Genomic DNA, 13,610 nt, shown 5'->3' on the forward strand with positions numbered 1-13,610 from the left:
CCGTAAATTTTAAAGAGAAAAAGACATTTCCGTAGGAAAAGCCCGATTAAAATAAGACACAAAGGCGGGAATTGTGATCAATCCGCCCGAACCCTCTTTTAGCTTGATGACCTAACTATTTTGACACTGTGGGGAAATAACCGTGAGCAAAAACTTTCAACCACTGAGCAGCGGTGAAGTGCTGTCGATTAATAGCGAATCCCGTTTTGTAATCGGCCATAGCACTTTTCGCGTTGACGAGTTCGCCGTCGCCTTAAAGCAACTCTTGCTAGAACAAGGGTTGGGGGGACTCACCGAAGAAACCGTTGATTGGTTAACGGATAACGGCATTGAATGTGATGTGCTGCGGTTTGGTGCCTCTGGTTGGGTCAAAGGAAAAGTCAGGCTACACCTTGAATTTGCCGAAGAAGACGGTGGGGAGGCAAGCGCAGACCCAAAGCCTAAGGCAGCTGCTGATCTCCTTCCTTCGGTAGCTGCCAGTGATTTCCCTAGTGCGACTGCCTCTACGACTTCTGAATCAGAATCAGACTTTGATGATTTGGAACTAGAGTTTAACGAAGCAGAATTTGCTGACCTTGGTTTGGATTTTGATGATTCTGCATCTGATACCCCAGAGACAGATCTACCAGACCTTGACCTGCCGGACATGGAGGTAGAACCCCAAGATGTTAGTGCAGATTTAGAAGATTTAAATCTAGCAACTGCCGATGGTGCTGATTTCTCTGATCAGGATGACCTGGATGATTTTGAGGCCCTTTTTGAAGAATCTAGCGACACGGCCGAAGCAGACTTGGCAGAACCAATCGACGACCTTGATGATCTGTTCGGGGAAGAAGACTTTGATTTTGATGCTGCTGTTGCCGAAGCAGAACCTGAGATTCATGGGCCTGACACGGCATCAGAGGAAACTGCGGGAGTCACTGATACCTTCTCAGAAGACCTAGACCCAGGGGAATTAGAAGAGACGCCAGACTTTGCCGAGGCAATGACTCCCGAGGCAGATTTTACCGGGATCGCCCCAGAAGCTGATCACGGTGAGGAGAATATCTCGACTAGCACCTCAGAACCCGTTGAAAAGTCCACCGTTAATGGTAAAGAAACCATTGTTTTTCAAGAGACCCTGGTGCAGCCGGATGAAGAGTTTTTAGAAAATATTTTTGATCAAGAAACTTCTGAATCCCCAGAGCAACAAACTTCCGAGGTAGAAGCTGAGCTTCAAGAAACCGATGATTTAGAGACATTGTTTGCGGAAGACACACCAGCTAATGCGCTAAATGAAGCAATTTCTGACGAAGATCTCAATGATTTGTTTGGTGATACAGAGGAGGGCGATTTTGATCTTGATTTAGATTTAGATGAATTTGCCGACGACGATGAGCCAACTGCAATCACCGTCGATAGCATTGAAGAACAGGAAATGGCCCTTACAGACCTGTTTGATGAACCGGAGCAGATTCCAGAGGAAGACGATTTATTCCAATCCCTATTGGAAGAGAGCCCAACCCCTGAGACTGGTGATTTAGAAACTTTAGATCTACCAGAAGATCTACCGGAGATGGATACAGAAAGTACTCCTGAAGCCCTAGAAACAGATTCTCTTGAGGCCCCTAATCCCTTTGGAGAGGTGGCAGAAGATCAAGCACCAACCCAGGAGGATGTTTCAGAGGCGGATGATCCGTTTGCGGTGTTTACAGGTCAGGACGCCGAAAGTCTAGATGATCTGTCAGGGGATTTGGAGTTGTCTTTAGATGAGGCAGAAGAGCCATTATCCGAGGATAGTGATCTCGATTTAGACGATCTTTTTGATGACTCAGAAGTTTCAAGCACCAAAAATACCCAAGCATCGGAGGATGATCTGGGCCAGTTTATTAATGTTGCGATGTTTCGTAAAAAGCCATAAGCCTGGATACGAAGGTAATGATCCTATGGGCGTATTAGTAGATCGATGATTCCATGAACTGGAGTCCTTTACACGCGCGGCTACACCAACATTTGAAGGAGTCAAATTTATTGCCTGCAGGGGCCAAGCTCATCATGGCTGTCTCCGGCGGGCAGGATTCTGTGTGTTTAAGTCGGTTGATGCTGGACTTACAACGCCATTGGCAATGGTCCTTGGCGATCGCCCATTGTCACCATGGCTGGCCCGGTGATGAAGAGATTGCCGCCCACGTACAAACTCTGGGGGCACAATGGCAGTTACCTTTTTACCTCTGCCGCGCGGCGTCTTCTCTCCCAGAAACAGAAAATGCGGCACGCCGCTGGCGCTATGAAACCCTAACTCACTTAGCAGAACAACTCGATCAGGCCTATGTGGTGACGGGTCATACTCAAAGTGACCGTGCAGAAACCTTAATATATAACCTGGTGCGGGGGGCGGGGACGGCTGGTCTAGGCAGTCTCACCGAACGGCGATCGCTCTCCGACAAGGTCAAACTGGTGCGTCCTTTGTTGACAATTACGCGGCAGGAAACGGGGGAATTTTGCCGACAATTTAATCTGCTTGTGTGTTTTGATCCTTTCAATCAACAAATGCGCTTTAAACGCAACCAAATACGCCAGCAAATCTTGCCCCATTTACGGACATTAAACACCCAAGCCGATAAACACCTTGCCCAAACAGCGCTCATTTTGCAGGATGAAAATGACTACCTTGAGGCGATCGCCCAACAATATCTCCAGCAAGCCCTAACTCCCCAGCAACATCTCCATCGCCTTGTCCTACAGCCCTTACACATTGCCCTCCAACGCCGGATTATCCGGCAATACCTCCAGCGGATTTTGCCCAAAATGCCCACCTTCGCCCAAATTAGCGCTACAGTCGAGTTGATCCATGGCTGCAATGGCGATCGCCTCAGCACTTTACCCGGTAAAATTCAACTGCAAGTCATGGGAGAATGGCTTGTGCCGGAAGCACTAAAATCAAATTTACCCAAATCAACTAATAATCAAGATCATTATCCGCCGCAGACCAAAGACTATTAATTCCGTAGATTTAGGGAGTCTTTGGAAAGAATTTAAAAGGTCATCTTCCGCAGTTTTTCAGTAGTTTCACGGAGTTTTGTTGAAGATTCTGTAAAAAGTAGTGAATTTTGATAAAAATCAATACTATTTCGAATCTACCTATGCCAATATTATGATCACGAACAGTACAACTGATGGATGTTAGGGGTATCTAAATTTATCTTTCCCAAAACCCTCCCTTAGTCTCGCATTAATTTTGAAGTTTTTCATCAGAAAAATAGCGTATCTTTTTTAGTTTGCTCCAATCCATTTCTCAGTAATCGCTTGACCATTAATCTGGCCGAAAAATAATGGAACCTACGACGACAAAAGTTAGTGACAATATTAAGTCAAAAACCCTGGAACTGTTACAGGAATATCGGCAGTCCCAAGATGTCAAAATTCGTAATCAGATTGTAAGTTTAAATATTGGCTTGGTTCGCAAAGAAGCCCACCATTGGTCGAGACAATGTAGCGAAAATTTTGATGATCTCATGCAGGTGGGGAGCTTGGGTTTACTCCGGGCCATTGAGCGATTCACCCTAGAGCGGGGCAATGCTTTCAGTTCCTTTGCGAATCCCTATATCCGTGGTGAAATTCAACATTACCTGCGAGATAAAAGCTCTACTGTCCGTATTCCCCGCCGAATGTTGCAATTACGGCAACAGTCTAACCGCTTTATCCACACTTTTCGCCAAGAACATAATCGACAACCCTCTGCCATCGAAATTGCTGAACACCTCAACATTTCTGTAACTGAATGGCAATCCATTAATCTGGCTTATCAAAACCGTGATCCCGTCAGTCTTGATGTTTCTGTAAAAGCTGACCAAGGGGAAAATACTTCTTTAGGAGATCTGGTTCCGGATCCGGGTTACAAAAGCTTTCAACTGGCCATTGAAGATCAAATTCGCATTCAACAGGGCCTTGCTCAACTCGAAGAACATACCCGCAAGGTATTGGAATTTGTTTTTCTCCATGACCTTACCCAAAAAGAGGCCGCTGACCTACTAGGAGTGAGTGTTATTACCGTGTCACGGCGGATTAAAAAAGGGATTAATTCCCTTAAGAAAATCCTCGGTGGTGATTAGTTAGAGGCTTACATTTTGGAGGCGATCGCGGGGTTTAAAAGAATTAAGCGCCCGGAGCTTCTCATAACACTCTTTTTCCGCTTCGGTGGGTGCAGCAGGGACAGCAATTTCTATTTTGACGAGTTGATCCGTGCGGGTTCCCTTCGGTTTGGGCCAGCCCTTACCTCGGAGTCGCAGTGATTGTCCTGATTTAATCCCTGGGGGAATTTTCATCGTCACCATACCATCCGGCGTTGGGACGGCGACAGATGCCCCTAGCACAGCCTCATCGGGGGTAATGGGTAAAGTACAGATTAAGTTATCCCCTTCAAAGTGGAAAAAGTGATGGGCCTGGAGCTGAACAATTAAATACAGATCACCCCTCTGGCCGCCCATGGCACTGGGAGAACCTTTGCCCTTGACACGGATTTTATTGCCGTTGGTTACTCCTGCTGGGATTTTGACTGTAATTGTCTCTGTGCCTAGGCTCAACCGTTTTTCAACACCGCGAAAGGCTTCGGACAATGTCAGTTGAATATTTGCTTCTCGATCGGCGCCTTGGGTTGTACCACTCGCTGCTGTATTGAAACCAAAATCACTGTAGGGATTCCCGGTACTTCTTGGCCCAGCACCCGCTGCGGCTCGTCCGAGTAAATCATTAATAAACTCGTCAAAGCTGCCAAAATTACCAAAGTCGAAGTTACTAAAGTTCTCAAAATCGACGTTTACGCCAGCACCACCATAGGGACTACTGCCCCCGCGAGCAGCCTGTTGCCAGTATTGGCCAAACTGATCATATTTTTGTCGTTTTTCTGGATCAGAAAGAACTTCGTATGCTTCACTAATTTCCTTAAACTTCGCTTCAGCGGCATCATTGCCTGGATTGCGATCAGGATGGTATTGGAGAGCGAGCTTGCGAAACTTTTTCTTAATTTCATCGGCAGAGGCACTTTTACTGACCCCAAGGATGGAATAGTAATCTTTAAAATCCGTTGCTGCCATCGAAATTAAGCCTCCTTGCGGGGGTCATGATTCACTACACCATAGAATAGCAAATTGCTCTGCCAAGAATGGTTTGGTTTTCCCGATGGTGCGTTGTTAGATTTCCGTATTGGAAGCGGTTTTAAAAGGCTTCACGCATATAAGCGCCCCACAGTTTAGCCGCGTATGAGCTCCCGCCCCGGGTTGGACTATTATCGTCGTTTCCCAACCAAATGGCCGTTACTAAATCTTGGGAGGGGACATAGCCAACAAACCACAGGTCAACATTACTGTTCGTTGTCCCTGTTTTGCCGGCTTCATCAAGGCCCAGACGGGCGGCGGTGCCTGTGCCCCCTTGAATCACCCCCTGGAGCATACTGGTCATGGTGCGGGCGGTATCGCGGGAAATGACCTGTTCTCGGTGGAGATCGGCGCGGTTACTGAAATCGTAGAGTAAATGACAGCTATCAATGGTTTCACCGGTGCAGTCGCTGCTGTCAAAAATCCGACGGATGGCGTGGGGTTTATTCCAGGTACCGTCGTTGGCAAAGGTCGCATAGGCCCCTGCCATTTCTAAAACAGAGACTTCACTTTCTCCCAAAATCAAACCAGGGGAGGGTCTCAGTTGTGAGTCTACGCCTAATTGTTGGGCAAAGTTAATGACGCCATCTAACCCCACTGTCTGGGCAATGCGCAGGGCGATCGCATTTTCCGATTGGGCCATGCCGCGAAACATATCGGTACTGGCGGTGCTGGTGCGCTCACAACCACGGTATTGTTGTCCTTGCCAATTGAGAGGCGCACAGGAAAAGGCAGTGTAGGGGGAAATGCCCTGTTCAAGGGCAGCACCATAGCCAAACACCTTAAAAGTTGAACCCGGTTGTCGTTTCGCCTGGACGGCGCGATTAAATTGGCTTTCGGCATAATCTTTGCCGCCAACCATGGCGAGAATTTCACCCGTGTCGCTATCGAGGGTGGCGATCGCCCCTTGGGAAAATCCGACCTGGGTGCCATCCTGCTCAATGGAGGCCTTGAGAGCCGAGGCCGCTTTCTGTTGCATCGTGATATCCAGCCCCGTTTCGATGTAGAGATTCCCCATTTTCAGGGCATCTTCCCCCAGTAATTCCGTCAACTCCTGCTGTACATAGCCATAAAAGTAAGGAGCAGCATTGTTCGATAGCGAACGGCGGGCTTCTTCACTTAAACGCTCTTCGATGGGGGTTAACTTTGCCTGACGTTGTTCTTGATCGGTGATCATCCCCAACTTGTGCATCCGGTCAATCACAAGATTGCGCTGTTCGCGGGATTTATCCGGATCAACAATGGGATTAAAGGCATTTGGGGCGGGCAACATGGCGATCAAAGTCGCAGATTCCAGCAAATCGAGGTCTCGGGCTGACTTGTCAAAATAAAACTGAGCCGCATCCTCAAAACCCGATTGGCCCACCCCCAGGTAAACCTTGTTTAAATACAGCAGCAAAATTTCATCTTTACTGAAGAAAGTTTCCATCTTCAAGGCGACAATTATTTCCCGCAATTTACGGCTGGCACTTTTTTCTCGCCCCACCTCTGGAAATAGACTCCGGGCCACCTGTTGCGTAATTGTACTTGCCCCTTGGGTCGCGCTTCCCCGTAAAAGGGCCACCCTGATCGCCCGCGCAATCCCAATGGGATCAATGCCTGGGTGCCAATAAAAACGGGCATCCTCAGAAGCCATTACCCCGTTTTTTAGGTAAGGTGAAAAATCCTTGAGCCGCTGCAGTTCCCGATGGCTATCGGTGGTGACAGGATTAATTGCGGTCTCTCCGTCCCGGGAAAAAATCACGACGGGGCCTGTAACGCCGGAGGGGAGAGGATTTAAAGGATATTTTGTCCATTGCCATAGCAAGAATAGGGTCAAGAAACCGACGAAACCACCACCGCTTAACAGACTATACCGAATAATTTTGACCCAGACTGGCATTTCATAACGGTAGGTCAAACAAGCGGCCTGGGCTAATTCGGGGGGCGCAAGATGAATCACGTCGCCATGGCGGAGGGGAAAATGTTTAACTTTACGCCGATTGACATAAATACCATTAGAAGAGCGTTCGTCATGGATAAGGTAATGGCGCGGATTTTCGGGATCTTTACTAAGTGAAAAATGTTGGGCACTCACCGTTTCGTTGCGGATGGTGATGTCTTGGCTCGAACTCCGGCCTCCTGTGTGGCGATCGCCAATCAACGGAAAAGGTTGTGTCTGGCCTTCAATGTGTAGCTCAGGTACGCGAGCACCAGGCTTGAGGGTATGCTGCCCAAAGTGAACCATCGTGTTGAAGGCTTGGGTGACCATCTGTCCCAATTGTGTTTTTGGAGGTTGGGGATTTTGTTGGGTCATCGCGAGTACCACCACAAAGAGACACTGAAAATACAAGATCTAGGGTAGTCAATTTTGGCGTGAAATTTAGACTTCGTTACCCATTCGTGAACCAAATTTTTGCCAATGACCCCAGATTTTGCCAAAAAAATAAGAGGCCGTTAATCGACCTCCCCAAGTCAAACCCAAAAACAGATAGACACTTGACGATTTGTATTTAGGTCAAACCAGTATTGGTGCCGGGCTTACCAGTTGCCAGTTGCACCTTAACAATCTTGCCGCCCATCTTCATGATGCGTTGTTGCTCACGGAACCAATTGTCGTAGGGAACTAGCTTGGTGAAGTATGTATTTTGTAATTCACGCTGTGTCCGAATTCGGCTTTGGCTTGGTACACAGGCCGTAATTTTAAACATCCGCATAGCTTAATGATCTCCTTAAAAGTTTTTGAACCCAGTCGTTTATCTGAAAGAGTTTTATTATCAAGGCTGATATAGCAAAGTTCGGAAGTCGCAACCCAGATTCTAGATCCCCAAAACTTGTACCCAGATAAACCTAGTAAAAGCTTATAAAGAGCTAGACAGTGAGCGCATACCTCCGAACTCAATTGGGTTACTACACCATTTGCATCCGACAGATGCGAAGCATTAGCTTAAGCCAGAGCAGATGTAGTCGAAGTAAACACCCATTTCACGACCAGCGTCAGCACCGACAAGACCAGCAGTGACTTCTTTCATTGCTTGGATTGCTTGGACAGTAGAACCAACGGGTACACCGAGGGAGTTGTAGGTTTCTTTCAAACCGTTGAGCACACGCTCATCGAGGATGGAAGGATCGCCAGCAAGCATTGCATAGGTTGCATAGCGGAGGTAGTAGTCGAGGTCACGAATACAAGCAGCGTAACGACGAGTGGTGTACATGTTGCCACCAGGACGAGTTACATCGGAGTAAAGGAGAGACTTAGCAACAGCTTCCTTTACAATTGCTGCAGCGTTAGCACTGATGGTGCTAGCAGCACGGACACGGAGAGCACCAGTTGTGAAATAAGCCTTGAGCTTATCCATTGCACTGCCATCAAGGTACTTACCTTGGACGTCAGCAGAGTTGATTACAGAAGTAATTGCGTCTTGCATTGTTATAATTCCTTATCTTAGTAGGTCTTAACGAAGTTCCAGAGGGTAAAAACCACTATGGAGAAAGTAATCAAATTTTATGATTACTCCATTGCTCCGATGACATAGTCAAAGTAAGCACCAGCTTCAGCTGCATCGTCGCCAGACATCATGCCAGTCGCAACAGCTTTCATTTCACGAACGGCCTGAGCAACCGCATCAACGGGAGTGCCCAAGGACTTGTACATTTCGCGAACGCCAACAAGACCGATTTCTTCGATGGGAGTTACATCACCAGCAACGACACCGTAGGTGATTAGACGGAGATAGTAGTCCATGTCACGGAGGCAAGTTGCAGTCATTTCTTCGCCGTAAGCGTTACCGCCGGGAGAAACAACGTCGGGGCGCTTCTGGAAGAGGGCATCACCAGCAGATTTGATGATGCGCTCACGGGAGCCAGTCAGGGTTTCAGCGATCCGAAGACGGCTTTCACCAGAAGTAACAAAAGCTTTGATGCGATCGAGTTCACCGGGGCTGAGGTAACGAGCTTCAGCGTCGGCATTCACGATGGATTTCGTGACAATACTCATCTATGGATTCCTCCTCTAGATATGAGACTAAATAAAGTAAATAATTACCAGATTTTAGGTTTAAACTGGTTTTTTATCAAATGAATGGTGGCTTTCTTTAATTTGCTTTATATTGCTCAAATTAAAACCAACATTGTGGGTGTGTGAAGCCCCTAAGCGTCCGGATTACTACCTAAATGTTTCATCAGAGAAATAAGCCGACACTGTCCTAGGTTTTCCTACAGCCATCCGCAAATATTTTGCGTTACTGTGTCACCTCTCCTTGTTGTTTCGTAACAGTTTTTAACATCTACAGGGGCTAAGGGGGATCTTGGGTTGAGTGCTGTCCTGAGGGACTAGAGCTGGTATTTTTCTCAGGTGCTGGCAGGTTTACTGAAAAATAGACCTCGAATTTTGTCATGGAATAGACTTTGACACGCATGGAAATGCCAGGATTGGGGGTTAGATGCCGAAAGCCAATGGTTTTTAGAAAAGACTGAGTTGTTCTGGTTCGGGGGTGAGCTCTTGCCAGGGGAGGGACGGCACTGGAATCTGGGCCTGTTGTAGTCGTTCTTGGAAATAACGGGCATGGCCGGGGGAGTGATCTTCGATGGGACAGTGCATGAAGAAATAGATGGAGTGGCCAGCGGCATACCATTGCTGAATCTGCTGGCACCATTGCTCGAAGTAGGGCTGATTTAAGGAACGTTTGGGATGGCTGATAAAACGGACAATGGCTTTCTGGTTCGTTACTGTTGGGATCAGCGGCACTTCTGGTTTGGGGCGTTGGGAATGGGCCTGGGGGTTATCGGGGCAATTGTAAATGGGGCGGGTATCTAATAGAACTTTACTCACACTGTGGTGAGCGAGCAGGATGTCAAGGCGATCGCGGTGGGGCGCTTGAAACCAGTCGAGGTGGCGTACTTCTACGCCTAGGGTGACGGGAGAATCTGCTAGAGCGAGTAGAAATGCCTGTAGATCGTCGTAGTAATTCGGGGAATAGTAAGGGGGAAGCTGGGCAAAGATACAGCCTAGGCGATCGCCTAAAGGTGCAACCCGGTCGATAAACGCCTTTGCCTGGTCTAATTGAGCCATTAACGGGCCTTGGTGGGTCACGGTCTGGGGAAATTTCAAGCAAAAGCGGAATTCAGGGGGTGTTTGTTCCCGCCAGCGTGTCACAGTTTCGGCGGATGGCACCGCATAAAACGTCGTATTTCCTTCTACGGCATGGAGGCGATCGCCATAGAGCCTCAAAAAATCCTTCGCAGCACTGCCCCTTGGGTAAAAATCCCCTAACCAACCCCGGTAGGCCCAGACTGCACACCCCAAACGAAATTCCTGTACCACGAAGACATTTCTCCCTACTGCTAGTTTGGCTGTCCCTGATTTTTACTGATTTTATCTAGAAATCCAGACAAACAAGTATTTTTACTCATTGCTTTGTTCACTTTGAGCAACTTCTTGGGGGAAGAATCGCTAAAAACGAATTGACGCAATCACACAGTTGTCAATAATTGTTTACAATATGTAATAGTTGGCCGGGTATTTCTGCATCAGTAGAAATTCAGCCCAGTATTAATTGTCAAAACTGTTCAGGAGATAACTATGTTTCCAACAAATAACGAACTCTCATTAGAACAACAATTCAGTCTCCGTTCCTTCGAAAGCCAAGTGCAACAGATGAACCGTGAGCAAGCCCTAGAGCACCTCGTGAAACTTTATGAGCAAATGCTCTCACGGGAGAATATGTACAAAGAAGTGATCAAACACCAATGGGGACTCTAGGGAATAGTCCAAATGCTGGAAATAGCACTAATAGTCAAGTTTATTCCGACTAAGAGCATCCACTGGTGAACGTGAATATTTTTCACTGGCCTCCTTCTCAAGCCTGATCACAACAGCATCACGCTAGGGATGTGGGGGTAGGGAAAAAATTCCAAACGATTTATTGACTTGCAGTTCAACTTCTTCAGGGAGAAGTGCTACCGTAAAGAAAATTTTGATTCTTAGCCCACAATTTTTAGCGATATTGCCATGTTTCATAGCGCCTTAGTCTGTACAGATTTTTCCGATGGCTTAGATCGACTCACTGGCTGCATCGCAAATCTGGTACAGGGAGGACTATCCCGGATTGTTTTTTTCCATAGTGTGCCCCTCTGGACAGAAGGCAATATCCCCCGCATTGACAAAGAAAAAGTTGCCGCTGCCCAAGCCCATCTTTCCAAGGCCCTCACCCAGGTGCCGGCTGGTGCAGATGTCAAAGTAGAAATTGTTTCTGGGAATGCCCTCGATAATATTCCCCAAGTCCTTGAGCAATATCAATGTGATGTCATTTTGGTGGGCACCCCCATCAAAAACTTAATCCAAGAAAAAATGTTTGGCAGTACGAGCCTGGGTCTGATCAAGTCTCTGAAAAAGCCGATCATGATCCTCCGGCCCCAGATTGTCTCTACCTATACTTGTGAGGAGTTGGCGCTGCGTTGCCGCCATCTGTGGCGATATCTGCTGCTTCCTTACAATGGCAGTGATGAGGCGAAATATTTAATTGAACAGGTGAAGACTTTTGCGAAAAATGCGCCCCAAGGGGCGATCGCCAATTGTTTTTTGTTGTCCGTCCTTGATAATTCTGGTATTCAGCGCATTCAGATTGAATATCTCCAAAAAGAGGCCGAGGAAAAACTCGCGAAGGTTAAAGGGGAGCTAGAAGCCTTGGGACTGACGGTCAAAACCGCCGTTAAAATTGGCAATCCCCTCAGTGAAACCCTCGACATTGCCGTCAAAGAAGATATTAGTGCGATCGCCATCGCCAGCAAACCCCGCAATCAACTCCTTGAACTCACGGTACACAGCTATGCGAGCGATTTGTTACACCGCAGTTGGTTCCCGACCCTATTTTTCCCGATGTAGGTAATCCGGCATCAAATAAAGGCGATCGCCCTTGCCGCAATTTAGACCGTGGATTTTGTGGAAAATCAAGGGATTTCTGGAGAAAAACTCAAATGTAACGAATTGCAAAGTATAATGAACAACATCTAATTTTTAGTTGTCGTTCGTTAGAGTAGGAAGCCCTTCACCATGCGAGTTGCGATCGCCGGAGCCGGATTAGCAGGATTATCCTGTGCGAAATACCTTGTTGATGCAGGACATACTCCTATTGTCCTCGAAAGAAGAGACGTTCTCGGTGGCAAAGTCGCCGCATGGCAAGACGAAGATGGTGACTGGTATGAAACTGGTCTACACATCTTTTTCGGAGCCTATCCCAATATGCTCCAGCTCTTTAAAGAACTCAACATCGAAGATCGTCTGCAGTGGAAAGAACATACGATGATCTTCAATCAACCCGACGCTCCTGGTACCTATTCCCGGTTTGACTTCCCCGATCTGCCCGCTCCCATCAACGGTGTGTTTGCCATCCTCCGCAATAACGACATGCTCACCTGGGAAGAAAAGATCAAATTTGGCATCGGCTTAATCCCGGCGATGGTACAGGGCCAAAAATATGTCGAAGACATGGACAAATATTCCTGGTCTGAATGGATGAAGAAACAGGGAATCCCTGAGCGGGTCGAAAAAGAAGTCTTCATCGCCATGTCCAAGGCCTTGAACTTCATCAACCCCGATGAAATTTCTGCCACCATTCTGCTCACCGCCCTGAACCGCTTCCTCCAAGAAAAGAACGGCTCAAAAATGGCCTTCCTCGATGGCTCTCCCACCGAACGCCTCTGTCAACCCATCGTGGACTACATCACTGAACGAGGCGGCGAAGTCCATCTCAACCGTCCCCTCAAAGAAATTCAACTCAACGAAGATGGCTCTGTAAAAGGCTTCCTGCTGCGTGGTCTAAACGGGGCCGAAGACGAATTTTTCACCGCCGATGCCTATGTGTCAGCGATGCCCGTCGATCCCCTCAAGGTAATGTTGCCCAAGCCTTGGAAAGAAATGTCCTTTTTCCAGAAACTGGATGGCCTCGAAGGCGTCCCGGTAATCAACCTGCATATGTGGTTTGATCGCAAATTAACCGATGTGGATCATCTCCTCTTCTCGCGATCGCCTTTATTAAGCGTGTATGCGGACATGAGCAACACTTGCCGTGGCTACTACAGCGACAAATCCATGTTAGAGCTGGTCTTAGCCCCCGCAAAGGACTGGATTAGCAAGTCCGATGAGGAGATCATCGCCGCCACCATGGAAGAATTGCAACAACTCTTCCCCGATGACTTTACGGGTGATAATCAAGCCAAACTTTTGAAGTACCATGTGGTGAAAACTCCCCGCTCCGTTTACAAGTCAACCCCCGGTCGCCAAGATCACCGTCCCTCCCAGGAGACACCCATCTCCAACTTCTTCCTCACTGGGGACTACACAATGCAGCGCTATCTCGCCAGTATGGAAGGGGCCGTCCTCTCCGGGAAACTCACCGCCCAAGCTGTTGCGAAAGCGGCTGAAACCACCCTTGCTGACCAGGCCACCACTGTTTCCGTTGCCGCATAAAATCAGTCTGTGGGAGACTTCTTGACAAAATT

12 protein-coding genes are annotated in these 13,610 nt (G+C 47.7%); 6 read left to right on the top strand and 6 right to left on the bottom strand.

The window, feature by feature from the left end; translation table 11 throughout:
• The first annotated feature begins 142 nt into the window (after positions 1–142).
• The 3 genes from AACR41_RS12620 to AACR41_RS12630 all read left to right on the top strand — a co-directional run bounded on the left by AACR41_RS12620 (position 143) and on the right by AACR41_RS12630 (position 4,091).
• A complete protein-coding gene (locus tag AACR41_RS12620; protein WP_045441606.1) occupies positions 143–1,900 on the top strand; it encodes a KGK domain-containing protein in 1,758 nt (585 codons plus the stop codon).
• A gap of 53 nt (positions 1,901–1,953) precedes the next feature.
• The gene (gene tilS / locus AACR41_RS12625) at positions 1,954–2,982 is read left to right on the top strand and encodes a tRNA lysidine(34) synthetase TilS (protein ID WP_045441609.1); all 1,029 of its coding nucleotides are present in this window, start codon (positions 1,954–1,956) and stop codon (positions 2,980–2,982) included.
• A 329-nt stretch (positions 2,983–3,311) separates the two neighbouring features.
• The gene (locus tag AACR41_RS12630) at positions 3,312–4,091 is read left to right on the top strand and encodes an RNA polymerase sigma factor SigF (protein ID WP_012307534.1); all 780 of its coding nucleotides are present in this window, start codon (positions 3,312–3,314) and stop codon (positions 4,089–4,091) included.
• On the opposite strand, the gene AACR41_RS12635 is transcribed toward AACR41_RS12630, so the two are convergent.
• The 6 genes from AACR41_RS12635 to AACR41_RS12660 all read right to left on the bottom strand — a co-directional run bounded on the left by AACR41_RS12635 (position 4,092) and on the right by AACR41_RS12660 (position 10,434).
• Positions 4,092–5,072: a DnaJ C-terminal domain-containing protein gene (locus AACR41_RS12635; protein ID WP_030006433.1), complete on the bottom strand. Its 981-nt coding sequence runs from the start codon at positions 5,070–5,072 to the stop codon at positions 4,092–4,094.
• Between the two features lie 121 nt (positions 5,073–5,193).
• Positions 5,194–7,428, bottom strand: coding sequence for a PBP1A family penicillin-binding protein (locus AACR41_RS12640; protein ID WP_030006434.1), 2,235 nt, complete (start codon positions 7,426–7,428; stop codon positions 5,194–5,196).
• A 196-nt stretch (positions 7,429–7,624) separates the two neighbouring features.
• Entirely contained in the window at positions 7,625–7,828 is a 204-nt protein-coding gene (locus tag AACR41_RS12645; protein ID WP_012307538.1) for a phycobilisome linker polypeptide, read from the bottom strand.
• 225 nt (positions 7,829–8,053) lie between these two features.
• A complete protein-coding gene (apcB, locus tag AACR41_RS12650) occupies positions 8,054–8,539 on the bottom strand; it encodes an allophycocyanin subunit beta (protein ID WP_012307539.1) in 486 nt (161 codons plus the stop codon).
• 83 nt (positions 8,540–8,622) lie between these two features.
• On the bottom strand, positions 8,623–9,108 hold the full coding sequence (locus AACR41_RS12655; RefSeq protein ID WP_012307540.1) for an allophycocyanin subunit alpha: 486 nt from the start codon (positions 9,106–9,108) through the stop codon (positions 8,623–8,625).
• 465 nt (positions 9,109–9,573) lie between these two features.
• Complete coding sequence (locus AACR41_RS12660) at positions 9,574–10,434, bottom strand: DUF72 domain-containing protein (RefSeq protein ID WP_030006435.1); 861 nt, start codon at positions 10,432–10,434, stop codon at positions 9,574–9,576.
• A gap of 258 nt (positions 10,435–10,692) precedes the next feature.
• Here AACR41_RS12660 and AACR41_RS12665 point away from each other — a divergent pair, with 258 nt between their 5' ends.
• The 3 genes from AACR41_RS12665 to pds all read left to right on the top strand — a co-directional run bounded on the left by AACR41_RS12665 (position 10,693) and on the right by pds (position 13,578).
• A complete protein-coding gene (locus AACR41_RS12665; RefSeq protein WP_030006436.1) occupies positions 10,693–10,872 on the top strand; it encodes an NblA/ycf18 family protein in 180 nt (59 codons plus the stop codon).
• 249 nt (positions 10,873–11,121) lie between these two features.
• Positions 11,122–11,994, top strand: a complete 873-nt coding sequence (locus AACR41_RS12670; RefSeq protein WP_012307544.1) for a universal stress protein — start codon at positions 11,122–11,124, stop codon at positions 11,992–11,994.
• Between the two features lie 168 nt (positions 11,995–12,162).
• Complete coding sequence (gene pds / locus AACR41_RS12675; protein WP_030006437.1) at positions 12,163–13,578, top strand: 15-cis-phytoene desaturase; 1,416 nt, start codon at positions 12,163–12,165, stop codon at positions 13,576–13,578.
• Positions 13,579–13,610 lie beyond the last annotated feature (32 nt).

The sequence above is a fragment of the Picosynechococcus sp. NKBG042902 genome (assembly GCF_963864045.1).
Lineage (GTDB): Bacteria > Cyanobacteriota > Cyanobacteriia > Cyanobacteriales > MRBY01 > MRBY01.